The organism is Stenotrophomonas sp. YJH_SMC_20 (genome assembly GCF_059367845.1).
This window is the reverse complement of sequence record NZ_JCAFRG010000011.1, coordinates 110526-136675: the sequence shown is the minus strand read 5'-3', so window position 1 is coordinate 136675 and position 26150 is coordinate 110526. Positions and strand designations below refer to the sequence as shown.

20 protein-coding genes are annotated in these 26150 nt (G+C 65.6%); 8 read left to right on the top strand and 12 right to left on the bottom strand.

The window, feature by feature from the left end; translation table 11 throughout:
• Window positions 1-6: 6 nt before the first annotated feature.
• Genes AC5P6A_RS17470 through AC5P6A_RS17450 form a run of 5 tightly spaced genes read right to left on the bottom strand, consistent with a single transcriptional unit; the run spans window position 7 to window position 3427 of the window.
• Complete coding sequence (locus tag AC5P6A_RS17470) at window positions 7-894, bottom strand: DUF4097 family beta strand repeat-containing protein (RefSeq protein ID WP_171952816.1); 888 nt, start codon at window positions 892-894, stop codon at window positions 7-9.
• 25 nt (window positions 895-919) lie between these two features.
• Window positions 920-1948, bottom strand: coding sequence for an ABC-2 transporter permease (locus AC5P6A_RS17465; RefSeq protein ID WP_134735985.1), 1029 nt, complete (start codon window positions 1946-1948; stop codon window positions 920-922).
• Window positions 1945-2820 (bottom strand): ABC transporter ATP-binding protein, encoded by an 876-nt coding sequence (locus AC5P6A_RS17460; RefSeq protein ID WP_019660401.1) that lies wholly within the window; start codon window positions 2818-2820, stop codon window positions 1945-1947. The genes AC5P6A_RS17465 and AC5P6A_RS17460 overlap by 4 nt, the downstream gene beginning before the upstream one ends.
• A complete protein-coding gene (locus AC5P6A_RS17455) occupies window positions 2820-3179 on the bottom strand; it encodes a GntR family transcriptional regulator (protein WP_006453095.1) in 360 nt (119 codons plus the stop codon). The genes AC5P6A_RS17460 and AC5P6A_RS17455 overlap by 1 nt, the downstream gene beginning before the upstream one ends.
• 2 nt (window positions 3180-3181) lie before the next feature.
• Window positions 3182-3427 carry a hypothetical protein gene (locus AC5P6A_RS17450; RefSeq protein WP_032955307.1) on the bottom strand — a complete coding sequence of 82 codons (246 nt, stop codon included), beginning with the start codon at window positions 3425-3427 and terminating at the stop codon, window positions 3182-3184.
• A 364-nt stretch (window positions 3428-3791) separates the two neighbouring features.
• Here AC5P6A_RS17450 and AC5P6A_RS17445 point away from each other — a divergent pair, with 364 nt between their 5' ends.
• The 5 genes from AC5P6A_RS17445 to AC5P6A_RS17425 all read left to right on the top strand — a co-directional run bounded on the left by AC5P6A_RS17445 (window position 3792) and on the right by AC5P6A_RS17425 (window position 7755).
• Entirely contained in the window at window positions 3792-4379 is a 588-nt protein-coding gene (locus AC5P6A_RS17445; RefSeq protein ID WP_058981265.1) for a glutathione peroxidase, read from the top strand.
• A gap of 96 nt (window positions 4380-4475) precedes the next feature.
• Window positions 4476-5453, top strand: a complete 978-nt coding sequence (locus AC5P6A_RS17440) for an FKBP-type peptidyl-prolyl cis-trans isomerase (RefSeq protein ID WP_019660399.1) — start codon at window positions 4476-4478, stop codon at window positions 5451-5453.
• Between the two features lie 23 nt (window positions 5454-5476).
• Complete coding sequence (locus AC5P6A_RS17435) at window positions 5477-6826, top strand: UDP-glucose dehydrogenase family protein (RefSeq protein WP_019660398.1); 1350 nt, start codon at window positions 5477-5479, stop codon at window positions 6824-6826.
• Entirely contained in the window at window positions 6819-7058 is a 240-nt protein-coding gene (locus tag AC5P6A_RS17430) for a SlyX family protein (RefSeq protein WP_019660397.1), read from the top strand. Before AC5P6A_RS17435 ends, AC5P6A_RS17430 begins: the two co-directional genes overlap by 8 nt.
• Window positions 7059-7068: 10 nt before the next feature.
• Entirely contained in the window at window positions 7069-7755 is a 687-nt protein-coding gene (locus AC5P6A_RS17425) for a DUF2058 domain-containing protein (RefSeq protein WP_021202714.1), read from the top strand.
• A 48-nt stretch (window positions 7756-7803) separates the two neighbouring features.
• Here AC5P6A_RS17425 and AC5P6A_RS17420 read toward each other — a convergent pair whose 3' ends face one another.
• The 4 genes from AC5P6A_RS17420 to AC5P6A_RS17405 all read right to left on the bottom strand — a co-directional run bounded on the left by AC5P6A_RS17420 (window position 7804) and on the right by AC5P6A_RS17405 (window position 13789).
• Entirely contained in the window at window positions 7804-8991 is a 1188-nt protein-coding gene (locus AC5P6A_RS17420; protein WP_171952815.1) for an MFS transporter, read from the bottom strand.
• Between the two features lie 79 nt (window positions 8992-9070).
• Complete coding sequence (gene metH, locus AC5P6A_RS17415) at window positions 9071-11755, bottom strand: methionine synthase (protein ID WP_171952814.1); 2685 nt, start codon at window positions 11753-11755, stop codon at window positions 9071-9073.
• Complete coding sequence (locus AC5P6A_RS17410; protein WP_134735627.1) at window positions 11752-12846, bottom strand: homocysteine S-methyltransferase family protein; 1095 nt, start codon at window positions 12844-12846, stop codon at window positions 11752-11754. The genes metH and AC5P6A_RS17410 overlap by 4 nt, the downstream gene beginning before the upstream one ends.
• Before the next feature lie 13 nt (window positions 12847-12859).
• The gene (locus tag AC5P6A_RS17405) at window positions 12860-13789 is read right to left on the bottom strand and encodes an ArsR/SmtB family transcription factor (protein WP_019660391.1); all 930 of its coding nucleotides are present in this window, start codon (window positions 13787-13789) and stop codon (window positions 12860-12862) included.
• 153 nt (window positions 13790-13942) lie between these two features.
• Between AC5P6A_RS17405 and AC5P6A_RS17400 the strand changes: the two genes are divergently transcribed.
• Both AC5P6A_RS17400 and AC5P6A_RS17395 read left to right on the top strand, forming a co-directional pair.
• Complete coding sequence (locus AC5P6A_RS17400; protein WP_171952813.1) at window positions 13943-15091, top strand: acyl-CoA dehydrogenase family protein; 1149 nt, start codon at window positions 13943-13945, stop codon at window positions 15089-15091.
• A 60-nt stretch (window positions 15092-15151) separates the two neighbouring features.
• Entirely contained in the window at window positions 15152-15523 is a 372-nt protein-coding gene (locus tag AC5P6A_RS17395) for a hypothetical protein (protein ID WP_227844489.1), read from the top strand.
• 148 nt (window positions 15524-15671) lie between these two features.
• On the opposite strand, the gene AC5P6A_RS17390 is transcribed toward AC5P6A_RS17395, so the two are convergent.
• The 3 genes from AC5P6A_RS17390 to AC5P6A_RS17380 are packed head-to-tail and all read right to left on the bottom strand — an operon-like array spanning window position 15672 to window position 20785.
• Window positions 15672-18845 (bottom strand): multidrug efflux RND transporter permease subunit, encoded by a 3174-nt coding sequence (locus tag AC5P6A_RS17390; RefSeq protein WP_019660387.1) that lies wholly within the window; start codon window positions 18843-18845, stop codon window positions 15672-15674.
• A gap of 15 nt (window positions 18846-18860) precedes the next feature.
• Window positions 18861-20129, bottom strand: coding sequence for an efflux RND transporter periplasmic adaptor subunit (locus tag AC5P6A_RS17385; protein WP_346474310.1), 1269 nt, complete (start codon window positions 20127-20129; stop codon window positions 18861-18863).
• Window positions 20129-20785, bottom strand: coding sequence for a TetR/AcrR family transcriptional regulator (locus tag AC5P6A_RS17380; protein WP_019660385.1), 657 nt, complete (start codon window positions 20783-20785; stop codon window positions 20129-20131). Before AC5P6A_RS17380 ends, AC5P6A_RS17385 begins: the two co-directional genes overlap by 1 nt.
• A 250-nt stretch (window positions 20786-21035) precedes the next feature.
• On the opposite strand from AC5P6A_RS17380, the gene AC5P6A_RS17375 reads away from it, so the two are divergent.
• On the top strand, window positions 21036-26012 hold the full coding sequence (locus AC5P6A_RS17375; RefSeq protein ID WP_180877794.1) for an NAD-glutamate dehydrogenase: 4977 nt from the start codon (window positions 21036-21038) through the stop codon (window positions 26010-26012).
• Window positions 26013-26150: the final 138 nt, after the last annotated feature.

The following is a 26150-nucleotide window of genomic DNA, read 5'->3' as shown; positions in this document are numbered from 1 at the left end:
AAAGGGTTACTTGCTGCGCGGCAGGGTGACCCGGCCGCTGACGTTGCGATGATCGACGTCACCGCTGCCGCTGCGATCGACGGTCAGGGTGCCGCGCACCCCGTCGACGTGGATGTCGCCCGAACCGTGGCTGCGGACATGCACATTGCCGCCGATATCGGCCAGATCGACCCCGCCGGAGCCGACCACGCCCACTTCAACGCTGCCCTGCACACGCTTGAACTCGATGTCACCCGAGCCCACGGTATCCAGCCGCGCGTTGCCACGCACATCGGTGATCTTCAGGTCACCGGAGCCGACGGTACCGGTGCTGGCGTCGCCGGTGATGTTGCGTACGGTGACGTCGCCGGAACCCAGCGACAGCAGGTTCAGGGAGCCGCCGCCATCGATGTTGAGGTCGCCCGAACCCACTGCGGCGTGAATGCTGCCACGGGTTCCGCGGGCCACGGCGTCACCGGAACCGACGTCCACGCTGAGTGACTGCGCGTTTTCCACGCTGGCATCGCCGGAGCCGACCTTCAGCTGCAGCGGCAGGTTGTCCGGCACGCTGCCACGGATGTCCAGCCAGGCATAGCTGCTGCCCAGGCTGATGCCGCTGTCGCGGCCTTCGCGGCGCAGGCTGACCACCAGCTTGTCGCCTTCCTTCCGCTGATCCAGCACCAGCTGGTCCAACCATTCCTGGCTGGAGGCGCAGGCGCGACCAGCCAGCTGGCCACCGCCCTTGCTGGCGACCACCTTCAGGTCATGCTGGTTCACCTCGAACACCACCGCCTTGGCGCCGGATGTCTCCAGCTTCAACGTACGGGCAGCGGTGAACTTGCAGTTAGGGGCATCGGCGGCCAGCGCCGACAGCGGCAACAGCAACAACGCAGAACAGGCGAGCAGGGAACGCATGGGTGGTGCCTCCGGATGGGTGGAGTCAGATCTCGCCGGCGCGCTTGCGCAGGCGGATGGCGAGGAAGATGAACACTGCACCGACGGCCGCACCGATCCACAGCTCCGGCATCGCCAGCGACTTCAGCTGCGAGGCAGGGGACATCAGGCTGACCACCGAGTCCAGATCGCGGCGCGACCCTTCACCTGCGCCCATGCGATACAGCAGGTCCATGCCGGGTACGCCGCCCAGCAGCAGGCGGCCGACGATGTTCTGCCAGAACCAGCCGGTGGTCAGACCGAACAGCGGCATGATCTTGGTGGTGCTGACGATGACGCCGGCAAACAGCGGCAGCATCACCGCCCACAGGAACGGCTTGCTCTTGGCCCAGGCCGAGCACAGCAGCAGCCAGCCGGCGGTGGGCAGGGCCCACAGCGCGTAGACCGGAATCCAGCTCAGGTGGCCGGCAGCCAGGGTCAACGGGCTGGCCGGGCCCCAGATCAGGGTCATCGGGCTGCCACCGTGCATCAGCGCGACGATGCTGATGACCAGCATGAAGCCGAGCATGGTGATGATGCCAGCGATCACCGCGATCAGCGGGGCCACGATCAGCGCACTGATCAGCTTGGACAGCACCGTCTGGGTGTCCGACAGCGGCAGCGACTTCCAGAACAGGATGCTGCGGTCGCGGCGGTCATCGTACAGGGCGCCCAGGCAGTAGAAGAACACCACGAAGGCCAGGACCAGGAATGGCCACGCCGAGCTGAGCACGAGGGTCAGGTCGAGGCCGTTACCGAGATCGGCCAGGTCCTTGGCACTGATGTCGCGGGTGAGCAGCGCCAGGTCCAGGCCATTGATGTTCACATCTTCGCCGTCGATGTGCAGGCCGCCGTCGCGCGCGGCACGATGCAGCGCGAACAGGCCGAACGCGATGCCGATGGTGCTCATCACCAGCGAGATCAGTCCGGCGATCAACGGTGCATAGAGGAAGCCGCCGCGGTTCTCCCAATACTCGCGCTTGAGCAGCCAGCGCAGGGTGCCGATCGGGCTGACGGGGTGGTTGACGGCGTTCATGCGTAGGTCCCCTTCATGATGGCGACGAACAGGTCGGCCAGGCCCGGGATGCGGGTCTCGCCGAGGGAGGAAAGCTGGGCGCGCGGCACGCCATCGAACAGCATCACCGTCTTGCCGAACGCCAGGCTGCGCTCGTCGATCGGCTTCAATGCGCGGGCGGTGTCCAGCTGTTCGGCATTGACCAGCAGCTCGGTATAGCGCTGGCCGACGTCGTCCATTTCAGCGTCGAGCACGATGCGGCCATCACGGATGAACATGACGTCGCTGAGGATATGCTCGATTTCCTCCACCTGGTGGGTAGTGACGATGATCGTCTTCTGTTCGTCGAAGTAGTCTTCCAGCAGGCGCTGGTAGAACTCCTTGCGGTACAGGATGTCCAGGCCCAGTGTCGGCTCGTCCAGCACCAGGATGCGGGCATCGATGGCCATCACCAGCGCCAGGTGCAGCTGCACGATCATGCCCTTGGACAGCTCCCGCACGCGCTGCTTCGGCTGCAGCTTGGTGTTGGCCAGGAAGCGTTCGCAACGGGCGCGGTCGAAGCGCGGGTGAACGCCAGCGACGAAGTCGATCGCTTCGCGGACCTTCAACCAGCGCGGCAGCACGGCGACGTCAGCGATGAAGCAGATGTCATTCATCAGTTCGTCGCGGTGCAGTCGCGGGTCACGCCCGAGCACGCTCAGGTCCCCCTCCACCGAGGTCAGGCCAAGAATGGCCTTCAGCGCGGTGGTCTTGCCGGCGCCATTGGGCCCGATCAGGCCGACGATGCGCCCGCTTGGGATGCTGAAGCTGGCGTTGTCGAGGGCAACCGTGGTCTTGTAGGCCTTGCGCAGGCCTCGGGCGGTGATGACCGCTTCACTTGCAGTGCTCTTCATCAGACTTTCCCCTGGGGCAGCAATTCGTCGAGGCTCAGGCCCAGGCGCTGGATGCGCTCCAGGACCGCCGGCCATTCTTCGTTGAGGAAACGGTCGCGCTCGCTGCTTCGCAGCTGCGTAGCCGCCTGCTCGGTCATGAACATGCCCAGGCCGCGGCGCTTCTCCACCAGGCCTTCGTCAGCCAGTTCCTGGTAGGCGCGCGAAACGGTGATGGGGTTGAGTTGATAGTCGGCGGCCACCTGGCGCACCGAAGGCAGGGCATCGCCCGGCTTGAGGATTCCGTCGAGCATCATGGCGATCACGCGCTCCTTCAACTGACGGTAGATGGGAGCGCCGTCGCTCCACTGGATGTCGCTCATGTTCAGCTCCGTGGGATCAGCGGCTGGGCGAACGAGAAATACGGCATGGACAGCGCGCTGTGCAGCCGACGCGGGGGAGGGGGGGAGGAGGGGGTGGCATTCCCTGCCGGGGAGAGCGTCGCGTCCTGCGCACTTTCGGCAGCGGCAGAAGCAGGGGCGGTGGGCGTGGCCCACCAGGCCAGCACGAGCAGGGTCGAAACAGCGACGGCCGCGTGTGCGGTGAGGTTGCGACGGATCCGGACGTTCATGGCTTCCCCCTGTCTCAGGTGACTGGTGTTGTATGCAACTATAACACCGGCACGCCGGGGTGCAAGCCCCCACATCACCCAACTGATGGCAGGGGCGGTCAAGAACGCGCCATATCCATCCAGGCAATTGATAATAAAGGAAAAATTGGTTGTGAAACCGGCTTCCCTGACCGCCTTCCATTCAGTCACGTCAATCCTATGTCAATGACGACGCGCCGCGGCCGTTTCCCACAGGCTGTCGCCAAGCCCGGCAAAGCTGTGCCACGGCGGGGCCGACAGGTGCCACAGGCCCCGGTGCTATAGTTCGGCCGATTCCCGGCCGATGCTGGCCGGACCCTTGAAACGGCTATTGCGGAACGTTCCCATGCCCCTGTCGACCGCCTTCCCGCACCGCTTCCGCGGCCTGTCCCTGTTGACTCTGCTGGCCCTCGGCCTGGCAGCCTCGGCCAATGCGCTGGCCGCCGACCTGCTCGACGTCAGCTACCGGCCGCTGGCTGGCAAGCAGCAGGTCAACCTGCAGCAGCGCTACCACGGCCAGGTGCTGCTGGTGGTCAATACCGCCAGCAAGTGTGGCTATACCCCTCAGTACGAAGGCCTGGAGGCGCTGCACAGGCAGTACGCCGGCAAGGGCTTCGCGGTGCTCGGCTTCCCGTCCAACGATTTCAAGGGCCAGGAGCCCGGTGACGAGAAGCAGATCCAGGACTTCTGCACCCTGACCTACGGCGTCAGGTTCCCGATGTTCGAGAAAGTGCATGTGGTCGGTCAGCAGGCCACGCCGCTGTACCAGCGGCTGACCGCAGCGACCGGCGTTGCGCCGGCCTGGAACTTCCACAAGTACCTCGTGGGCCGCGATGGGAAGGTCATCGCCCAGTTCGCCAGCAAGGTGACGCCGGACGATCCGCAGCTGATCGCGGCCATCGACAAGGCGCTGGCAGCCGCCGCCACGCATTGATATCCGGCACGCATGCCTCGACATCGACGGCATGCGTGCGACAATGATCCTTTTCGCGCCGACGTCGGCGCCCAGACACTTCCAGGAATGCAGCGAATGAAGATGGGAATGCGCGGCGCCGCGGCGTCGGTTCTGATTCTGGCGATGGGCACTTCGGGTGTCGCTCTGTCGCAACAACCGGCTGCCCCCGCAGCCGCCAAGGAGACCGCAACCTTGAATTCCCCCAAGCAGAAGCTGGGCTACGCCATCGGCCTGGACGTGGCCAAGTCGTTCACTCCGATCGCCGATGAGATCGACGTGGCCGCGCTGCGCACCGCCGTGGAGCGTTCGTTCGAAGGCCTGCAGCCGCAGATCACCCAGGAACAGGCCAAGGCCACCGACGCGGCCCTGCGCCAGGTCGTGATGGCCCGCAGCGGCCAGCAGGTGCCGGGCGTGGCGCCGGGTTCGCAGCCGCCGAAGGTCGACCGCGTCAAGGTCTCGCAGATGATCGGTTCCTACTCGGTGGGCCCGTCGCTGGCGCAACTGAAGGATGACATCGACGTCGCCTCGCTGTTTGACGCGATCAGCACCGGCCTGAGCAAGGGACAGCCGAAGATGACGGAAGCTGACGCGACCGCCACCATTCAGGCCTTCATGGGCAGCAAGCAGGCCGAAATGCAGGCCAAGGCCGCCGCCGCTGCGCAGACCAACCGCGAGGAAGGCAATGCGTTCCTGGCCAAGAACAAGACCCAGCCGGGCGTGGTGACCACCGCGTCGGGCCTGCAGTACCAGGTGATCCGCCCGGGTAGCGGCGAGCGTCCGCTGCCGAGCAGCAAGGTGCGCGTGAACTACGAAGGCAAGCTGCTCAACGGCACCGTGTTCGACAGTTCCTACGGCCGCCAGCCGGCTGAGTTCGGCCTGGACCAGGTGATCAAGGGCTGGACCGAAGGCGTTGCGCTGATGCCGGTCGGTTCGAAGTACCGCTTCTGGATCCCGGGCGAACTCGCCTACGGTGAGAACGGCACTCCCGGCGGCCCGATCGGCCCGAACGCGACTTTGACGTTCGACGTCGAGCTGCTGGGCGTCCTGCCGTAAGTCATCGAGGAGCGAATACGGATATGCGCGTTGCGATTTTTGGTACGGGTTACGTTGGACTGGTGACCGGTACCTGCCTGGCCGATGTCGGTCATCAGGTGGTCTGCGTCGATATCGACCAGGCCAAGGTAGATGGCCTCAACCAGGGCGTCATTCCCATCTATGAGCCTGGCCTGGAGCCGATGGTGAAGGCCAACCACGCCGCGTCGCGGCTGGCATTCACTACCGATGCCGCGTCGGCGATCGCGCATGGCCAGGTAGTGTTCATCGCCGTGGGTACCCCGCCGGACGAGGATGGCAGCGCCGATCTGCAGTACGTGCTGGCCGTTGCCCGTACCATCGGCCGGCACATGAGCGTGCCCACCGTGGTGGTCAACAAGTCGACGGTGCCGGTGGGTACCGCCGACAAGGTGCGCGCCGCCATTGCCGAAGAGCTGGCCGCGCGTGGCGCGGACATCACCTTCGACGTGGTGTCCAATCCGGAATTCCTGAAGGAAGGCGACGCAGTCGCCGATTGCATGCGCCCGGACCGCATCATCATCGGTGCGACCAGCGATGAGTCGGTAGCGGTAATGCGCCGCCTGTACGCGCCGTTCAACCGCAACCACGACCGCGTGGTCGAGATGGACGTGCGTTCGGCCGAGCTGACCAAGTACGCCGCCAATGCGATGCTGGCAACCAAGATTTCATTCATGAACGAAATCGCCAACATTGCCGAACGCGTCGGTGCCGACGTCGAGCAGGTCCGCCAGGGCATCGGCTCGGACCCGCGCATCGGCTGGCACTTCATCTACCCGGGCGCCGGCTACGGCGGCTCGTGCTTCCCGAAGGACGTGCAGGCATTGGCCCGTACCGCCCAGCAGCATGGCCTGGAGCCGAAGCTGCTCAATGCAGTGGAAGCGGTCAACGATGCACAGAAGGGCCATCTGTTCGCCCTCATCCAGCGTCATTACGACAAGGGCGAGGACGAAGGGGTGCGCGGCAAGACCTTCGCCGTGTGGGGCCTGGCCTTCAAGCCGAACACTGATGACATGCGTGAAGCTTCCAGCCGTCGCCTGCTGGCGCAGCTGTGGGAAGGCGGTGCCACGGTGCGTGCCTACGATCCGGAAGCAATGCACGAATCGCAGCGCATCTTCGGCGAACGCGATGACCTGGTGTTCTGCAGCAATGCTGACGAAGCGCTGCAGGGCGCGGACGCCCTGGTCGTGGTGACCGAGTGGAAGCAGTTCCGCAGTCCCGATTTCCAGAAGCTGCGCGAGCAGCTGAAGGACGCGGTGGTGTTCGACGGCCGCAACCTCTATGAGCCGGCCGAAGTGGAAGCCGCCGGCCTGGCGTACTACGGCATCGGCCGGGGGCGTTCGCTGCATGTCTGATCTACCGACCGAACGCGAGCAGGCGCTGGAAGCGCGCCTGGTCGAGTTGGAGATGCGCGTGTCCTTCCAGGAACAGGCGCTGGCCGAGTTGAGCGATGCGCTGGCTGATGCCCGCATGCAGGGCATGCGCAATGCCGATGTGCTGCGCGTCCTGCTGGAGGACCTGGGCAAGGTCCGCAACGCACTGAATTCTTCCGATCCGGCGAGCGAACCGCCGCCGCCGCACTACTGATCCGAATCCTATGAGCGATACCCTCCGCGACCAGCTGATGGGCCTGGGCTTCAAGCCCGCGCCCAAGCCCGAGCGCAAGAATGATGGCCCCCGCCGTGACGGCCGCCCGCAGGGCAAGGGTGGCAACGGCAATGCAAAGCCGCAGGGCGCAGGCAAGGGCGAGCACAAGCCCGGCGAGCGTCGCGGGCATGGCCATGGTGGGGCGGGCAAGCCCGGTGGGCAGGCGCGTGGTGGCCAAGGGCAGCAGGGGCCGCGCAAGCCGCGCAGCGCCGAAGAGATGGACCTGGCCAAGGCCTATGCGATCCGTGCGCAGCGGGAGAAGGAAGAGCGCATCGAGGCCGAGCGCCTGAAGCAGGAAGAAGCACGCGTGCGCCGTGAGGCGAAGGCCAAGCTGGAAGCGCTGCTGCAGGGCAAAAGCCTCAATGCCGAGGAGGCGGACATTGCCCGCCACTTCCCGTACGGCGGCAAGATCAAGCGCATCTACGTGACCGCCGAACAGTTGACCGCGCTCAATGCGGGTGAACTGGGCGTGGTCCAGCTCAACGGCCGCTACCTGCTGGTGACCGCCGAGGTGCTGGCACAGTGCGAGGCAGTGTTCGCCCCGTCGGTGGCGCTGAAGGTCGATCCGAATGCGCCGGCCGAGGAAGATCCGTACGCGGACCCGCAGTACCAGGTGCCGGACGACCTGGTCTGGTAACTGCATCTGCCGCATGATGAAAACGCCGGGCCCCGCCCGGCGTTTTCGTTACCGGGCGCACGCAGTTCTGCGGCGCGCGCGTATCAGCGGCAGGCTCAGCGCGAAGAAGCAGAGCAGGGCGCCGATCAGGGCAAACCCGCTAGCCGCCAGGAACGCGGTGCGGCCATCGTCGATCTTCCACAGCTGGCCGGCAATAAGCGCGCCCAGCACCCCGCCGACACCCGACGAGAATCCATAGAGCAGTCCCTGGCCGTGGCCATTGAGACGACCGGGGAAGTAGGTCGCCAGCATCTGCATCGCCGCCGCAAAGAACGCGGCAAAGCCCAGCGCGTGCGCGGTCTGCGCCAGCAGCATTACCGGCAGGTTCTCCGGGAACAATGCGGTCACGGCCCAGCGCAGGCAGGAACTGACCAGTGCGATCAGCAGCATCCAGCTGGCGTCGTAGCGGCGGAAGAAGCGGCCGATGGTGAAGAACACGCCCACTTCGAAGACCACGCCGATGGTCCACAGCAGGCCCAGGGTGGAGGTACGGTAACCGTGATGGTCCATGTAGACCGAGAAGAACGTGTAGTACGGGCCGAACGACAGCTGCTCCATGAACGCGGCCAGGAAGAACGCCAGCACCGGCGGTCGGCGCACGATCTGCCAGAAGCCGCTGGCATCCCCCGCCGTCCTGCCGATGTCGCGCGCGTAATGGTTGCTGAAGGCCGAGGCAACCAGCAGCACGAACAGGGGCAGCATCATCCAGGGCAACAATCCGGCGTGGCTGCCGGCGCCATCGCCTTCGATCAGCCAGCCGAACAGGGTGACCACGGCGATGAAACCGAGCGAGCCCCAGACCCGGATCAGCCCGTAGCGATGGCTGTCGTTGCCCAGGTGGGTGAGGGTGATCGACTCGAACTGCGGCATCACCGCGTTGTAGAAGAAGCAGAACACGATCATCGCCGGGTACATCCACGGCTGCGGCAGGGGCAGCAGGAAGGCGGCGAAGCTGAGCAGGGTCAGCACGCAGCCGACGCGCAGTAGGCGGATCGGTCGCGGTGATGCGGCCGCCAGCGAGGTCCAGGCACTGGGTGCGATCACGCGGGTGGCGTACCACAGGCCCATCATCACGCTGATCGCGGTCACGCTCATCCCGCGCGCGGTCAGGAACAGGCTCCAGTACGGCGTGAACGCGCCGAGCGCCGCGTAGTAGAACAAGTAGAAACTTGAGAGGCGGGCAACGGGAACGGTCATCGCGGGAATAATGCACGGTAGCGCCGGGCCATGCCCGGCGGACGGGAGATGACGCCGGGCATGGCCCGGCGCTACCGCCTCATTCGGGATCGTAGTCGAGATTGGAGGCCAGCCAGCGTTCGGCCTGGCCGCGGTCCACGCCCTTGCGCCGGGCATAGTCGGTGACCTGTTCGCGGCTGAGCCGTCCGACAACGAAGTACTGGCTCTGCGGATGGCTGAAGTAGTAGCCGGAGACAGCGGCCGTGGGCAACATCGCGAAGCTCTCGGTCAGTTCCATGCCAGCGTTCTTCTCAGCCTGCAGCAGGTCGAACAGGCGGCGCTTCTCGCTGTGCTCGGGGCAGGCCGGGTAGCCTGGCGCCGGACGGATGCCGCGGTACTGCTCGTCGATCAAGGCTTCGTTGTCCAGCGTCTCGGCGCGGTCGTAGCCCCAGAATTCTGTACGCACGCGCTGGTGCAGGCGCTCGGCCAGTGCCTCGGCGAAGCGGTCGGCGAGGGCCTTCAGCAGGATCGCGTTGTAGTCGTCATGCTCGGCCTCGAAGCGCGCGACGTGGGTGTCGATGCCGATACCGGCAGTGACCGCGAACGCGCCGATCCAGTCCTGCTTTCCGCTTTCGGCCGGTGCAATGAAATCGGCCAGGCAGAAATCCGGGCGTTCGGCTGGCTTGTCCACCTGCTGGCGCAGGAAGTGCAGGGTGGTTTCGCCCTGTGCGTGCTGCACGCGGACATCGTCGCCGATGCTGTTGGCCGGCCACAGGCCGAACACGGCCTTGGCCGTCAGCCACTTCTCGCCGACGATGCGCTCGAGCATCGCACGGGCATCCTTGTACAGCTCGCTGGCCTGGCTGCCGACGATCTCGTCGGTGAGGATCGCCGGGAACTTGCCGGCCAGCTCCCAGGCCTGGAAGAACGGCGTCCAGTCGATGTAGTCGACCAGTTCGGCCAGGGGATAGTCGTCGAACACGTGCAGGCCGGGCTGATTCGGTGCCGGTGGCGTGTAACTGTCCCAGCCGCCCTGGAATTTCTGCCCGCGCGCATGTTCCAGCGTGACCAGACGCTTGGCGTCGCCCCGGTTGCGGTGGCGCGCGCGGATTTCGGCATAGTCGGCTTCGTTGGCGGCAACGAAGGCCTCGCGCAGATCACGCGAGATCAGCGACTGCGCAACGCCAACCGCTCGCGATGCATCCTTCACCCATACCGTCGGCGCCTTGTAGTGCGGGTCGATCTTCAGCGCGGTGTGCGCACGCGAAGTGGTCGCACCCCCGATCAGCAGCGGCAGGTCGAAGCCCTGGCGCTCCATCTCGCGGGCAACGTGGCTCATCTCCTCCAGGGACGGGGTGATCAGCCCGGACAGGCCGATCAGGTCGGCGTTGTGCTCGCGGGCGGCATCGAGGATCTTCTGCGCCGGCACCATCACGCCGAGGTCGACCACGTCGAAGTTGTTGCAGGCCAGTACGACGCCGACGATGTTCTTGCCGATGTCATGCACATCGCCCTTCACCGTAGCCATGATGATCTTGCCGTTGCTCTTGGCGGTGTCACCGCTGCGCGTCTTTTCCGCTTCGATGTAGGGCAGCAGGTAGGCCACGGCCTTCTTCATCACGCGCGCGGATTTCACCACCTGTGGCAGGAACATCTTGCCGGCGCCGAACAGGTCGCCGACGATGTTCATGCCGTCCATCAGCGGGCCTTCGATCACATCCAGCGGGCGGCTGGAGGCCTGCCGGGCCAGTTCGGTGTCTTCCTCGACGAAGGCATCCAGGCCGTGTACCAGGGCATGCGCCAAACGCTGTGCCACCGGCTTTTCGCGCCAGGCCAGGTCTTCGGTCTTCGCCGCGCCCTTCTTGCCCTTGTAGCGCTCGGCGATCTCCAGCAGACGCTCGGTGGCATCGCTTCGGCGGTTGAGGATCACGTCCTCGACGCGCTCGCGCAGGTCCGGCTCCAGGTCGTCGTAGATCGGCATCGCGCCGGCGTTGACGATGCCCATGTCCATGCCGGCGGCGATCGCGTGGTACAGGAACACCGAGTGGATGGCCTGGCGTACCGTTTCGTTGCCGCGGAAGGAGAACGAGACGTTGGAGACGCCGCCGGAGACGTGGCAGTGCGGCAGGGTCTGCTTGATGATGCGGGTGGCTTCGATGAAGTCCACTGCATAGTTGTCGTGCTCTTCGATGCCCGTAGCGACGGCGAAGATGTTCGGGTCGAAGATGATGTCCTGCGGCGGGAAACCGATCTCGTCGACCAGGATGCGGTAGGCACGGGTACAGATTTCGACCTTGCGCGCGCAGGTGTCGGCCTGCCCGTTTTCGTCGAACGCCATCACCACCGCAGCAGCACCGTAGCGCAGCACCTTGCGCGCGTGCTCGCGGAACAGCGCCTCGCCTTCCTTCAGCGAAATCGAGTTGACCACGCTCTTGCCCTGCAGGCATTTCAGGCCGGCCTCGATCACGCTCCACTTGGAGGAGTCGACCATCACCGGGATGCGCGCGATGTCCGGCTCGGACATGATCAGGTTCAGGTAGCGGGTCATCGCCGCTTCCGAGTCGATCAGGCCCTCGTCCATGTTCACATCGAGGATCTGCGCACCGCTGGCCACCTGCTGGCGGGCCACGTCCACCGCTTCTTCGTAGCGGCCTTCCTTGATGAGCTTGCGGAACTGCGCACTGCCGGTGACGTTGGTGCGTTCGCCGACGTTGATGAACAGCAGGTCCGGGGTGATGACCAGCGGTTCCAGGCCGGACAGGCGGGTGAGGGGCGTGCTGCTCATGCGGCGTGCTGCTCCCGTGCGCCCGGCAGGGCACGCGGTGCCAGCCCGGCCACGGCCTGGGCGATCGCGCGGATATGGTCGGGGGTGGAACCACAGCAGCCACCGACCAGGTTCAACAGGCCATCCTCGGCGAAGCCCCGCAGGGTGGTGGCCATCTCTTCAGGGGTTTCGTCGTACTCGCCGAACGCGTTGGGCAGGCCGGCGTTGGGGTGGGCGCTGACGTAACAGTCGGCGACCTGCGAGAGGGTTTCCACATGCGGGCGCATCGCATCGGCGCCCAGCGCGCAGTTCAGGCCGATCGACAGCGGTCGCGCATGCGCCAGCGAGGCGTGGAAGGCTTCGGCAGTCTGTCCGGACAAGGTGCGCCCCGACGCGTCGGTGATGGTGCCGGAGATCATCACCGGCAACCGCGCGCCACGTGCATCAAAGGCCTCTTCCAGCGCATACAGCGCGGCCTTGGCATTGAGCGTATCGAAGATGGTCTCGACCATGAGCGTGTCGGCGCCGCCGTCGATCAGGCCTTCGATGGCTTCGCGATAGGTGTCGCGAAGCTCGTCGAAGCTGGTGTTGCGGAAGCCCGGATCGTTCACGTCGGGACTGATCGAGGCGGTGCGGCTGGTCGGGCCGATCACCCCGATCACGAAGCGCGGCTTGCCGGGCGTGGTCGCTTCCGCCGCGTCACAGCAGGCGCGCGCGACGGCCGCACCGGCCTTGTTCAGTTCGTACACCAGGTGCTCGAGGTGGTAGTCAGCTTGGCTGACCGAGGTGGCATTGAAGGTGTTGGTCTCGACCAGATCCGCGCCTGCCTCCAGGTAGGCGGTATGGATGTCGGCGACGATCTGCGGCCGGGTCAACAGCAGCAGATCGTTGTTGCCCTTCAGGTCATGGCCTTCCGGTGTGGCGTGATCGCAGCAGGAGCCATGCAGATGGTCATAGCCACCGGCGAAGCGTTCGCCACGGTAATCGTCTTCCTGCAGGCCGTGGCGCTGGATCATCGTGCCCATCGCACCATCGATGATCAGGATCCGCTCGCGCAGGGCGTCGAGCAGGGCGTTGGCACGATCTGGATGCAACCAGGGCAGGGCGGGCATGGCGGTCTCGGGCTCAGGGCTTGTTGGCGATCAGCGAAATCACTTCGAAGTGCGGCGGACGCTTCTCGCGGGTGACCGTCTCCAGGCTGGACACCTGCAGGCCGGCCTTGTCGACGAACCTGCGCAGTTCCTTGTCGCTGAAGCCGAGGTTGACATGGCCATAGGCCTCCACGGCGGCCTTGTGCTCGTGGCGCGCCAGGCTGCACAGCAGCAGCCGGCCACCGGGCCGCAGCACGCGCGCGGCTTCGGTCACCGCCTGCGCCGGCTTGCTGGCGTAGGTCAGCGCGTGCATCAGCACGACCAGATCGAAGCTGGCATCCTTGAACGGCAGTGCATGCATGTCGCCCTCGCGCACTTCCACGTTCGGCAGGCGGCGCAGGCGTTCGCTGGCGGCGGCGACCACGCGCGCGCTGGTGTCGATGCAGATGTAGCGCTTGGCATGTGGGGCTACCAGTTCGGCCAGCACGCCGTCACCGGAAGCGATATCCAGCACGTCGCCGGTCTCCAGCAGCGGCAGCGCGGTACGCGCCAGTGCCTCCCAGGTGCGGCCAGGTGAGTAGTGGCGTTCCATGTCGCCGGCCACGCTGTCGGCCCAGTTCTGGTCCGAGGCGCGGTGCGCCAGCACGGCGGCGACGCGTTCGGCATCCTGGCGCAGCAGCGGGTCATCGCTTCCGTTGCTCAAGGCATGCCACAATGCACGCTGCGCCGGGTCCAGCTGGGCCTCGTCGAAGCGGTAGTACGCCGACACGCCAGCACGGCGGTCGCGGACCAGGCCGGCTTCCTTCAGGCGTGCCAGGTGGGTGGACACGCGCGGCTGCGCCAGCCGGGTGATCGCCGACAGTTCGGCCACGGTCAGTTCCTCCTGCTCCAGCAGCGCCAGCAGGCGGACGCGAGTGGCATCGGCGAACACCTTCAGGCGGGTCGACCAGTCTTCCAGATCCATAAACATCTACCTATCGCGATATAGAGATATATTGGCCGAGAGGGCCTGTCGCGGTCAAGTCGGCAGCGTACGGAAGCAGCCGGCCCCCGGTACAATCGAGGCACCTGGGCGCGCCGTATGCGGCCCATAACTTCATGTACCCGGGAGGGTGTTGTGGATTTCAGCTTTACCGAAGAGCAGTTGATGCTGCAGGTCGTGGCGCGGCGTATCGCGCAGGAGAAGATCGCCCCGAGCGCGGAGCATCATGACCGTACCGGCGAGTTCCCGCTGGACAACATTCGCCTGTTGGGCGAGAACGGCCTGATGGGCATCGAAGTGCCGACCGAATACGGCGGCGCGGGCATGGACCCGATCGCGTACGTGCTGGCGATGGTGGAGGTCGCCGCCGCCGACGCAGCCCATTCGACGATCATGTCGGTCAACAATTCGCTGTTCTGCAACGGCATCCTGACCCACGGTACCGAGCAGCAGAAGCAGACCTACGTACGTGCCATCGCCGAAGGCACGGCCATCGGCGCGTTCGCGCTGACCGAGCCGCAGTCCGGTTCCGATGCCACCGCCATGCGCTGCCGCGCGGTGAAGCAGGCCGACGGCACCTTCGTCATCAATGGCAAGAAGAGCTGGATCACCTCCGGTCCGGTGGCCAAGTACATCGTGCTGTTCGCGATGAGCGAGCCGGACAAGGCCGCGCGCGGCATCACCGCCTTCATCATCGATACCGACAAGGCCGGTTTCGGTCGTGGCAAGACCGAGCCCAAGCTGGGCATCCGCGCCTCGGCCACCTGCGAGATCGAGTTCAACGACTACGTGGCGCAGGCCGAAGACGTGCTGGGCCAGGAAGGCGAGGGATTCAAGATCGCCATGAGCGTGCTCGATGCCGGTCGCATCGGCATCGCTTCGCAGGCCATCGGCATCGCCCGTGCCGCCTATGAAGCGACTCTGGAATACGTGAAGGAGCGCAAGGCGTTCGGCGCGGCCATCGGCACCTTCCAGATGACCCAGGCCAAGATCGCCGACATGAAGTGCAAGCTGGACGCAGCGCTGCTGCTGACCCTGCGCGCGGCGTGGGTGAAGGGCCAGGGCAAGCGCTTCAGCAATGAGGCTGCCATTGCCAAGCTGACCGCCTCTGAGGCGGCAATGTGGATTACCCACCAGGCCGTGCAGATCCACGGCGGCATGGGGTATTCCAAGGAAATGCCGCTGGAGCGCTACTTCCGTGATGCCAAGATCACCGAGATCTACGAAGGCACCTCGGAGATCCAGCGCCTGGTGATCGCCCGCAACGAAACCGGGCTGCGCTGAGTCGCAGGGCCGCGCCGCCGCAATGGCGGCGCGGCGGTAGGTCCACGCCACGCGTGGATGATGGTCATCCAGATGACGTCATTGCCGTTGGCCTGCAGAGACGCATGCTGCTCTAATGCAGTCCGTTTCTTCGAGGATGACGACGTGATCTATCGCGGTTGGGGAATCATGACGCTGGTGACGCCGATTGCAGCGATCCTGCTGCTGGCGTACTTCTTTCCGCATGACGGCCCCAAGGGCAATACTCCGCTGTCACAGGTTCTGTTGGGCGCAGGCCTCGGCGCAGCGGTGAACGTGGTGCTGGGCCTTTGGCTCAACCGTGCGCCGCGGCAGAAGGGGGAGGCCGCGCCCCACCATTTCTTCTTCGTACCCATGCAGTGGGCCTCGCTGATTCTGGTGGCGGTGTGCGCCGTGGTCGCGGTGATGCGCTGAGGCGTTGCTCGAACCCAACCAAGGTTGGCGGCTACCGGCAATGCCGTTGTTCCGGTAGATGCCAACCTGGGTTGGCATGGATGCAGAAGCGGCAACAAAAAAGGCCCCGGATCGCTCCGGGGCCTTTTCGTTTCAGCGCACCGCCGGATCAACGATCCGGGCGGTGGGCGGACTCTGCGTCGCGCTGGCGCTCCATGAACTCCTTCGACGGTTCATCCAGCTTGTCGCCCAGCATGCGGCGCACGACCACGAAGAACACCGGGATCATCAGCAGGCCGAGCAGGGTGGCGAACAGCATGCCGCCGATCACGCCGGTACCGATGGCGTGGCGGGAGTTGGCGCCGGCGCCGGTGGAGATCGCCATCGGGATCACGCCCATGATGAACGCGAACGAGGTCATCAGGATCGGGCGGAAACGCAGGCGGGCCGCTTCGATGGTGGCATCCCGCAGGTTCTTGCCTGCTGCGCGCTGCTCCACCGCAAACTCCACGATCAGGATCGCGTTCTTCGCCGCCAGGCCGATCACGGTGATCAGGCCGATCTTGAAGAACAGATCGTTGGGCAGGCCGCGCAGCATCGACAGGCCGAGGGCACCCAGCACGCCCAGCGGCACGACCAGCAGCACCGCCACCGGGATCGACCAGCTTTCATACAGGGCGGCCAGGCACAGGAACACCACCACGATCGACAGCACCAGCAGCAGGGTCGCCGCGTTGCCGGCCAGGATTTCCTGGTAGGACATGCCCGACCAGTCGTAGCCGAAGCCGGCCGGCAGGTCGTCGTTGACGATGCCTTCCATGGTCTGCATCGCCTCACCCGAGCTGGTGCCCGGTGCCTGCGAACCGACGATGTTGATCGCCGAATAGCCGTTGTAGCGGCTCAGCGACGGCGGCGCCGACACCCATTCGGACTTGACCACCGTGTTCAACGGGATCATCGCGTTGGTGCCATCGGCGTTCTGGGTCAGGCTGGACGGGCTGTAGAAGCTCTTCAGCGATTCCTGGCCAGTGCGGTACGGACCATCGGCCTGCATGGTCACGCGCTTGATGCGGCCTTCGTAGAAGAAGTCGTTGACGTACACCGGGGCCAGCATCAGCTGGATGGTGCTGTACACGTCCGACACCGACATGCCCATCGACTGCGCCTGCACGCGGTCCACGTGCAGCTGCAGCTGAGGCGCGTTTTCCAGACCGTTGGGGCGCACGCCAACCAGGTGGTCCGGCTTCTGCGCGGCCTGGCCGAGCAGGATGTTGCGGGCCTGGGTCAACTGTTCGTAGCCGGCACCGCTACGGTCCTGCAGCCACATGTCAAAGCCACCGAACTGGCCCAGGCCCTGCACGGTGGGCAGGTTGACCACGAAGATCTGCGCTTCCTTGATGCCGTAGAACGCGCCGTTCATGTTCTGGATGAACTCGGGCGCGGTGAACTTGCGTTCCTCCCACGGCTTCAGGCGGATGAAGCCCATGCCCACGTTCTCGCCGGAACCGACGAAGCTGAAGCCGGCCACCTGCAGCATGCCTTCATAGCCATCCTGCTTTTCCAGGATGCCACGCATCTGCGCGAACACTTCGTTGGTCTGGCCCTTGGTCGAGCCCGGCGGCAGCTGCACGATCGCCAGCGCATAGCCCTGGTCTTCTTCCGGCAGGAAGCTGCCCGGCATGCGGGTGAACAGGAAGCCGCACAGCGCGGTCAGCACCACGAACAGGATCATCCAGCGCGGCGCATGGCGCACCGCAGAGGTGATGTGGCCCACATAGGTGTGGCTGATCTTGTCGTAGTACTTGTTGAAGGTGCGGTAGACGATGTTCGGGTTGTCGTTGTGCGTCGGCTTGAGGAAGGTCGCGCACAGCGCCGGCGTGAAGCCCAGGGCCAGGAACGCCGAGAATGCCATCGAGATGGCGATGGTCAGCGCGAACTGCTTGTAGATCTCACCGGCGGCACCGCCCTGCAGGGCGGAGGGGATGAACACCGCGGCCAGCACCACGGTGATCGCCACCACCGCACCGGTGATCTGGGTCATCGCCTTCTGCGTGGCAGGCTTGGGCGCCAGGCCCTCCTCGGTCATGATGCGTTCGACGTTCTCGATCACCACGATCGCGTCGTCGACCACGATGCCGATCGCCAGCACCATCGCAAACAGCGTCAGCTGGTTGATGGTGAAGCCGATCATCCACATGCCCAGGAAGGTACCGAGCAGGGCGACCGGGATCACCAGGGTCGGGATCAGGGTGGCGCGGAAGTTCTGCAGGAAGATCAGCATCACCAGGAACACCAGCAAGACCGCTTCAAACAGGGTCTTGACCACTTCCTGGATCGAGATCTTGACGAACGTGGTGCTGTCGTACGGCGAGAACCAGGTCACCCCGGACGGGAAGCTGGGCTGCAGCTCATCCATCTTGGCGCGCACCGCTTCGGCCACGTTCAGGGCATTGGCGCCCGGCAGCAGCTGGATGGCGAAGGCGCCGGTCGGCTTGCCGTTGTACTGGGTGTCGAAGCCGTAGTTGTTGGCACCGAAGGCGACGCGGGCGATGTCCTTCAGCAGCACGCGCGAACCGTCAGCGTTGGCGCGCAGGATGATGTTCTCGAATTCCTGCGGCGAGCTGAAGCGGCCTTCGGCCGAGACCGTGGCGGTGAAGTGCTGGCCTTCCGGCGACGGGTCCGAACCCAGCGCACCGGCGGCGAACTGCACGTTCTGCGCACGTACCGCGGCCAGTACCTGGCTGGCCGACAGACCATAGCCCTGCATCTTCTCCGGGTTCAGCCAGATGTTCATGGCGTACTCGGAACCGAACTGCTGGGTGCTGCCGACGCCGGGGATGCGCGAGACCTGGTCGAGCACGCGCGAACCGACGATGTCGTTCAGGGCGTCACGGTTGATGGTCGGGGTATCGGACTGCAGCGCCACCACCATCAGGAAGCCGGCGTTGGCCTTGGCCACCACCACGCCCTGCTGGGTCACTTCCGAGGGCAGGCGTGGCGTGGCCAGCGAGACCTTGTTCTGCACCTGCACCTGGGCGATGTCCGGATCGGTACCGGTCTCGAAGGTCAGGGTGATCTGCGCACGGCCGTTGGACGCGGACGAGGAACTGAAGTACAGCAGGTGATCGATACCGGTCAGCTGCTGCTCGATCACCTGGGTGACCGATTTTTCCGTGGTGTCGGCACTGGCACCCGGGTAGGTCGCCGAGACGGTGACCTGCGGCGGGGCGATGTTGGGATAGGACTCCACGCCCAGGTTGAGGATCGCGATCACGCCGCTGAGCGAGATCAGGATCGCAACCACCCAGGCGAAGACTGGATGTTCGATGAAAAATTTAGGCATGACGGAAGGTTCCCGTTACTGCTTGTTCGAATCGGTGGCGGCCGGCTTGGCCGTATCGGCCTGCTCGGGCTTGGCAGCGTCGGCCGGTGCCTTGCCTGCGGCCGGTGCCGCGCCCGCCGGAGCGGCGCCGCCTGCGGCAGGCTTGCCGTTGGTGTCTTGCCCCGGGGTCCACGGCTTGGCCACGGCCGGTGCACCTTCCTTGACCTTCTGCACGCCGGCCACGATCACCTTGTCACCGGCGGCCAGGCCGTCGCTGACCAGCCAGTTGCCGTTCTGCGCGCCATCGGTCTTCACGTTCTTGCGCACGACCTTGCCGTCGGCGCCGACCACCATCACGTAGCCGCCGGTGGTATCGCGCAGCAGGGCCTGCTGCGGTACCAGGTAGGCGTTGTTGCGCTCGCCCAGGTTGGCCTGGAAGCTGACGAAGGCACCTGGCAGCAGGATCTGCTGCGGGTTCGGCAGCACAGCGCGCAATGACACTGCACCGGTGGCCGGGTCGACCGTAGTGGAGGAGAAGTCCAGCGTGCCCGGCTCGCTGTAGGTGCTGCCATCGGCCAGCTTCACTGCCACCGTCGCCTTGCCGTCGCCGGACAGCGCCAGCGCGCCCTTGGCCTGCTGCGCGCGCAGCTGGGTCAGTTCGTCCACGCTCAGCGAGAAGTTCACGTACAGCGGGTCGAGCTGATCGACGGTGGTCAGCAGGGTCACATCGCCCTGGCCGACCAGTGCTCCCTCGGTGACCTGCTGCTTGTTGGCCACGCCACTGATCGGCGCGGTCACTTCGGCGTAACCCAGGTTGATCCGCGAGGAGGTCACGGCGGCTTCGGCCTGCTTGACCGCGGCCAGCGCGGTGCGCTCGGCCGACTCGGCGTTGTCCAGGTCGGACTTGGAGACGAACTGCTGCGGCGCCAGCGAGCGTGCACGGTCGGCGGCCACCTTGGCGTTGGCGTAGGTCGCGCGGGCCGAGGCCAGCTGCGCTTCAGACGCATTGAGCGAGGCACGCAGCGGCGCCGGGTCGATCAGGAACAGGGTCTGGCCCTGCTTGACCTGCGAGCCTTCCTGGTAGACGCGCTTGAGCAGCACGCCCGGCACCCGCGCGCGCACGTCGGCACTGCGGAACGGCGACAGGCGGCCGACCAGCTCACGCTGCAGCGGCAGGGTCTGCGGCTTGGCGTCGATCACGCCCACCTCCGGCGGCGGGGGCGTCTGCTGTTCCGGCTTCTTGCAGGCAGCCAGCGCGACAGCAACGGCGCACGTCAAGGCAAGGGTGCGGAGTGGGGCGGTCATCAGGAGGAACTCCGGGGTTGGTTTGTAGACGGGGCCGCCGACGGCTGTGGCGCGAAGGCGCGCAGGAAGCTGTCGACGGAGAACTCTGCCCAACGCCGACGCAGCAGTGCGTCATCACGGTGGGGGGTATGGAAACGCTGTTTGTCGAAATCCTGACCGGCAATCATGCTCAGCAGCAGTTCGGCCATGAAGTGCGGGTCGTCATGCCGGAGCTGGCCACGCATGCAAACGGTTTCAATCCATTCAGCAAGATGAAGCGTCAGCGCGCCGGCACCGTGCCGGTACAGCGTACGCGCCTCTTCGGGAAACTGGGCCGCATCGGCGGCAATCAGCCGGCAGGCCTGGCCCACGTGCGGTTGGTTGAAGTGCTCCAGGAAGTCAATGGCGAACTGGAGCAGGCTGGCACGCAGGTCGTCAGTGCGGAGTGCACGGACCATGGCGCCGGTGGCGTGGCCGACATGGCGCTGCATCACCCGGCGCAGCAGCTCCTGCTTGCTGCCGTAGCGCGAGTACAGGGTCTGCTTGGAGCAGCCCGCATGCTGGGCCACTGCGTCCATGCTCATCTGCATGCCCTGCTGGGCCAACAGCTGGCGTACGGCTTCGAACACGCGCTCATCGCGTGCGTCGAGGGCAACGGGGAGGTAGGCCGGATTCACGCGGTGGACTATACCGTCCAGTTCAGGATTGTGGAATCGAAACGGCGTTGCCGCGTGTGTCTTCCGGTAACACGCTTTGCCGATCCTGTCGCCAGAGCCGAACCGGGCGCCATCACCCTACCGGCGCGAACTGAATAGGCGTCTAAACCGCAGCAAACCCGAATCTGCTTATTCCGTCCTGCAGCAAGGCCTTTTCCCGCGGTAGGGCTACAATTTCATTTTCCCAACTGAGCAAGCGCATCGCTCTGCCATGAAACCGCAAAAAACCGCAGCCAAGACCGTGAAAAACAAGACCAAACCAGCAGAAGCGGAGGTCGCAGTGACCGCTGGTTTCTCCCTGGAGCCGGTGTACACGGCCTTGCGCAAGCGCTACCCCGCGGCCGCACAGGCCGAAGCAGTGGCCTTTGCCACTGACTTCTACAAGCGCATGGAGGCGGACGAGTTCCCGCACCACAGCGCTGAAGAGTGGGCCGCTCTCGCGGCTGAGACGCTGGAATTCGCCCGTGCCCGCAAGGCTGGCAAGGCCAACGTCCGCGTGTTCAATCCGACCGCGAAGGCCAACGGTTGGGAATCGCCGCATACCGTGCTGCAGATCGTCAACGACGACATGCCGTTCCTGGTCGACACCGTCACCATGTCGCTGGCCGAGCAGGGCGTGGGTGTCCACGTGCTGGGCCACCCGGTGCTGCGCTTCACCCGCGACAAGGCCGGCAAGCTGGTCAAGGTCGGCGAGGGTGATGCCGAGTCGGTGATGCTGCTGGAGATCGACCGCCAACCGGCCGACGCCATGGCCGCCATCGAACAGGCCATCAACAAGGCGCTGGATGAAGTGCGTGCGATCGTGCGCGACTGGCAGCCGATGAAGGACAAGGCGCTGGCACTGGCCGACGACCTGGGCAGCCGCCAGCTGCCGGTCGACGACGCGTCGCGCAAGGAAGCACAGGAGTTCCTGCGCTGGGCCGCTGACAACCACTTCACCTTCTTCGGCTACCGCGAGTACCGCGTCGAGAAGCAGGGCAAGGAAGAGGTGCTGGCGCCGCTGAACGACACCGGCCTGGGCCTGATGCGCGGCAAGGACAAGTCCGCCGCCCGTCCGGTCAAGACCCTGGCCGCGCAGGGCCTGAACACCACGTCCGGTTTGAAGGACGCGCTGATCCTGACCAAGACCAATGCCCGTTCGCGCGTGCACCGCGCCGGTTACATGGACTACATCGGCGTGCTGGAGTTCGACGCCAAGGGCAAGATCATCGGCGAGCAGCGTTTCCTCGGCCTGTTCACCTCCAGCGCCTACAACCGTCGCCCGTGGGAAATCCCGCTGGTGCGCCAGCGCCACGAGCACGTGATGAAGCAGTCCGGCCTGGCCCCGGCCAGCCACAGTGGCAAGGCCCTGCGCCATATCCTGGAAACCCTGCCGCGCGAAGAACTGTTCCAGTCCAGCGAGGACGAACTGTTCCGCACCGCGATGGGCGTGCTGGGCCTGCAGGAACGCGTGCGCAGCCGCCTGTTCCTGCGCCGCGACAAGTACAGCCGTTTCATCTCCGCGCTGGTCTACCTGCCGCGCGAGCGCTTCAACACCGACGTGCGCCTGCGCATCGAGGCGATGCTGAAGGACGCGCTGCACGGCGAGTACGTGGACAGCTCGGTGGTGCTGGGCGAATCGCCGCTGGCCCAGGTGCACCTGATCGTGCGCCCGAAGCCGGGTGAAATGCTCGACGTCGATACCGCCGAACTGGAGCAGAAGCTGGCCCAGGTCCTGCGCAACTGGCAGGACGACCTGCGCGAGGCGCTGGTGGCCCGCCATGGCGAGACCGAAGGCCTGCGCATCGCCGCCCGCATCGGCAAGGCGCTGCCGGCCGGTTACATCGAAGACAACAGCACGGCTGTTGCGGCCAACGATGTCAGCCAGCTCGACGCGCTGACCGGCCCGGACGACCTGCGCCTGAGCCTGCAGGCCGTGCCGCGCGAAAGCGGTGATGGTCTGCGCCTGAAGCTGTATCGCCAGCTGGACGACATCCCGCTGTCGGACGCGCTGCCGATGATGGAAAACATGGGCCTGCGCGTGATCGCCGAGCGTCCGTACCGCCTGTCGGTCGACAACGCCCCGGTATACGTGCAGGACTTCGAGGTCGAGTCCACCGCTGGCGCGATCGATGCCGCCAGTGTCGATGAAGCCTTCGGCGAGACCTTCGCCCGCGTCTGGCACGGCGATGCCGAGAACGACGGCTTCAACCGCCTGGTGCTGGCGGCCGGCCTGCACTGGCGCCAGGTCGCCATGCTGCGTGGCTACTGCAAGTACCTGCTGCAGACCGGCGTGCCGTTCTCGCAGGCCTACGTGGAAGGCACGTTCGCGCGCTACCCGCTGCTGGCCCGTCTGCTGGTCGAGCTGTTCGAAGCCCGCTTCGATCCGGCCACCGGCCACGAGAGCAAGGACGACATCGCCGCCGGCCAGGCCCAGCTGAAGGCCCACTTCGATGTGCTGGCTGCTGGCGACGAGGCCACCCTGAAGGTGCTCAAGACCGTGGTCGACGCCCGCAAGGGCGACCGTGACGCGCAGATGCAGGCCGCGCGCGATGCGCTGCTGAAGCTGATGGACCGCGTGTCCAGCCTGGACGAGGACCGCATCCTGCGCTCGTTCATGGGCGTGATCGACGCGACCCTGCGCACCAGCTACTACCAGACCGATGCCAACGGCCAGCACGGCCATGTCATCAGCTTCAAGTTCGATTCGGCGCTGGTGCCGGACCTGCCGAAGCCGCGCCCGTACCGCGAGATCTTCGTGTACGGCCCGCGCGTGGAAGGTACCCACCTGCGCTTCGGTGCGGTTGCGCGTGGCGGCCTGCGCTGGTCGGATCGTCGCGAAGACTTCCGTACCGAAGTGCTGGGCCTGGTCAAGGCACAGATGGTCAAGAACACCGTCATCGTGCCGGTCGGCGCGAAGGGTGGCTTCTTCGCCAAGACCCCGCCGGTGAACGGCGACCGCGATGCGATCTTCGCCAACGGCGTGGCCTGCTACAAGCTGTTCATCCAGGGCCTGCTGGACATCACCGACAACATCGTCAACAACAAGATCGTGCCGCCGGTGGATGTCGTGCGCCACGACATGGACGATCCGTACCTGGTGGTGGCCGCCGACAAGGGCACCGCGACCTTCTCCGACATCGCCAACGGCCTGGCCGTCGCGCACGGCTTCTGGATGGGCGATGCGTTCGCCTCCGGTGGTTCGGTCGGCTACGACCACAAGGGCATGGGCATCACCGCGCGCGGTGCGTGGGAATCGGTCAAGCGCCACTTCCGTGCGCTGGGCCGTGACAGCCAGAGCCAGGACTTCACTGCGGTCGGCGTCGGCGACATGTCCGGCGACGTGTTCGGCAACGGCATGCTGCTGTCGCGCCACATCCGCCTGGTCGCTGCGTTCGACCACCGCCACATCTTCCTGGACCCGAATCCGGATGCGGCCACGTCGTTCATCGAGCGTGAGCGCCTGTTCACCCTGCCGCGTTCGAGCTGGGCCGACTACGACACCAAGCTGATCAGCAAGGGCGGCGGCGTGTACCCGCGCAGCCTGAAGTCGATCGAGATCACCCCGCAGGTGCGTGAGGCGCTGGGCCTGGACGAGAACGTCAAGGCGCTGTCGCCGAACGATCTGATGAGTGCGATCCTGAAGGCACCGGTCGACCTGCTGTGGAACGGTGGCATCGGTACCTACGTCAAGGCCGCCAGCGAACAGCACAGCGACGTCGGCGACCGTGCCAACAACGCGCTGCGCGTGAACGGTGGCGAGCTGCGCTGCAAGGTGGTGGGCGAGGGCGGCAACCTGGGCATGACCCAGCTGGGCCGCATCGAAGCCGCGCAGGCCGGCGTGCTGCTCAACACCGACTTCATCGACAACTCGGCCGGTGTCGACACCTCCGACCATGAAGTCAACATCAAGATCCTGCTCAATGATGTGGTGCGGGCCAAGAAGCTGACCGTCGAGCAGCGCAACAAGCTGCTGGCCTCGATGACCGATGAAGTCGCAGAGCTGGTGCTCAACGACAACTACCGCCAGAACCAGGCCCTGAGCCTGATGGAGCGGATGGCGGTCAAGCGCCTGGGTTCCAAGCAGCACTTCATCCGTACCCTGGAACAGCAGGGGCTGCTCGACCGCCAGATCGAGTTCCTGCCGTCCGATGCCGAGCTGTCCCAGCGCAAGGCACGTGGCCAGGGCCTGACCCGACCGGAACTGTCGGTGCTGCTGTCCTACTCCAAGCTGGTGGCGTTCAACCAGCTGCTGGATTCGGACATCCCGGAAGATCCGTACCTGTCCAAGGAACTGCAGCGCTACTTCCCGACCCCGCTGCAGAAGAAGTACGCCGACGCGATGGAGCGTCACCGCCTGAAGCGCGAAATCATCGCCACGGCCGTGACCAACCAGACCATCAACCGCATGGGCGCCACCTTCCTGATGCGCATGCAGGAAGACACCGGTCGTTCCATCGCCGAGGTCGCCAAGGCGTACACCATCAGCCGTGAAACGCTGGATGCACGCGCGCTGTGGGCGCAGATCGATGCCCTCGACGGCAAGGTGCCGGAGTCGGTGCAGATCGACGCACTGGAAGTGATCTGGAAGCTGCAGCGTTCGTTCGTGCGCTGGCTGCTGTCGCGCCCGGGCGCGATGCCGGGCATCACCGAAGCGGTCAACCGCTACCAGGGACCGTTCAACGACATCCGCGTTGCTTCGGGTGTGCTGCCGGATTCGCAGCGTCCGACCTACGAAGCTCTGGTGGCCGAGTGGAAGGAAAAGGGCCTGCCGTCCGCGCTGGCGCAGCAGCTGGCCGAACTGCACTTCCTGGAGCCGGCGTTCGACATCATCGAACTGGCCCGCACCCGCAAGCTGAAGCCGGTGGACGTGTCCAAGGTCCACTTCCGCCTGGGCGATGCCCTGCAGCTGCCGTGGCTGTTCGAGCAGGTCGACGCGCTGGAGGTCAACGGTCGTTGGCACGCCGTGGCACGTGGCGTGCTGCGTGACGAGCTGGCCGCCAACCACCGCAACCTGGCCGGCCAGGTGCTGGGCACCAAGGGTGGCAGTGCTGAAGCCAAGGTGGCCGCCTGGATGGGCCGCGACGACAACAGCCTGCGCTTCACCCTGGCGATGCTGGCCGAACTGGCCGAGCAGAAGACCCTGGACTACCCGACCGTTTCGGTCGCAGTCCAGCGCCTGGGCCAGCTCGCTGCGCACGGCGCGTAAGTGATGTAACGCCGGGCGCTGCCCGGCATGCGTGAAACACAGCGGCCCCGCGAAAGCGGGGCCGTTCTGTTTTTGCCTGTCTTTTCTGCGATCACTGACCCGACGCCGGCCGTCGACCTGTCAGGTGGATGTCCGGCC

Bases quoted from the DNA above. Each gene is read 5' to 3' on its own strand.
- AC5P6A_RS17450 (WP_032955307.1), bottom strand. From the start codon at position 3,427: ATGAACGTCCGGATCCGTCGCAACCTCACCGCACACGCGGCCGTCGCT.
- AC5P6A_RS17405 (WP_019660391.1), bottom strand. From the start codon at position 13,789: ATGGATCTGGAAGACTGGTCGACCCGCCTGAAGGTGTTCGCCGATGCC.
- AC5P6A_RS17395 (WP_227844489.1), top strand. From the start codon at position 15,152: ATGGTCATCCAGATGACGTCATTGCCGTTGGCCTGCAGAGACGCATGC.
- AC5P6A_RS17420 (WP_171952815.1), bottom strand. From the start codon at position 8,991: ATGACCGTTCCCGTTGCCCGCCTCTCAAGTTTCTACTTGTTCTACTAC.
- AC5P6A_RS17440 (WP_019660399.1), top strand. From the start codon at position 4,476: ATGAAGATGGGAATGCGCGGCGCCGCGGCGTCGGTTCTGATTCTGGCG.
- AC5P6A_RS17385 (WP_346474310.1), bottom strand. From the start codon at position 20,129: ATGACCGCCCCACTCCGCACCCTTGCCTTGACGTGCGCCGTTGCTGTC.
- AC5P6A_RS17470 (WP_171952816.1), bottom strand. From the start codon at position 894: ATGCGTTCCCTGCTCGCCTGTTCTGCGTTGTTGCTGTTGCCGCTGTCG.
- AC5P6A_RS17410 (WP_134735627.1), bottom strand. From the start codon at position 12,846: ATGCCCGCCCTGCCCTGGTTGCATCCAGATCGTGCCAACGCCCTGCTC.
- AC5P6A_RS17435 (WP_019660398.1), top strand. From the start codon at position 5,477: ATGCGCGTTGCGATTTTTGGTACGGGTTACGTTGGACTGGTGACCGGT.
- AC5P6A_RS17465 (WP_134735985.1), bottom strand. From the start codon at position 1,948: ATGAACGCCGTCAACCACCCCGTCAGCCCGATCGGCACCCTGCGCTGG.
- AC5P6A_RS17455 (WP_006453095.1), bottom strand. From the start codon at position 3,179: ATGAGCGACATCCAGTGGAGCGACGGCGCTCCCATCTACCGTCAGTTG.
- metH (WP_171952814.1), bottom strand. From the start codon at position 11,755: ATGAGCAGCACGCCCCTCACCCGCCTGTCCGGCCTGGAACCGCTGGTC.
- AC5P6A_RS17425 (WP_021202714.1), top strand. From the start codon at position 7,069: ATGAGCGATACCCTCCGCGACCAGCTGATGGGCCTGGGCTTCAAGCCC.
- AC5P6A_RS17430 (WP_019660397.1), top strand. From the start codon at position 6,819: ATGTCTGATCTACCGACCGAACGCGAGCAGGCGCTGGAAGCGCGCCTG.
- AC5P6A_RS17445 (WP_058981265.1), top strand. From the start codon at position 3,792: ATGCCCCTGTCGACCGCCTTCCCGCACCGCTTCCGCGGCCTGTCCCTG.
- AC5P6A_RS17375 (WP_180877794.1), top strand. From the start codon at position 21,036: ATGAAACCGCAAAAAACCGCAGCCAAGACCGTGAAAAACAAGACCAAA.
- AC5P6A_RS17390 (WP_019660387.1), bottom strand. From the start codon at position 18,845: ATGCCTAAATTTTTCATCGAACATCCAGTCTTCGCCTGGGTGGTTGCG.
- AC5P6A_RS17460 (WP_019660401.1), bottom strand. From the start codon at position 2,820: ATGAAGAGCACTGCAAGTGAAGCGGTCATCACCGCCCGAGGCCTGCGC.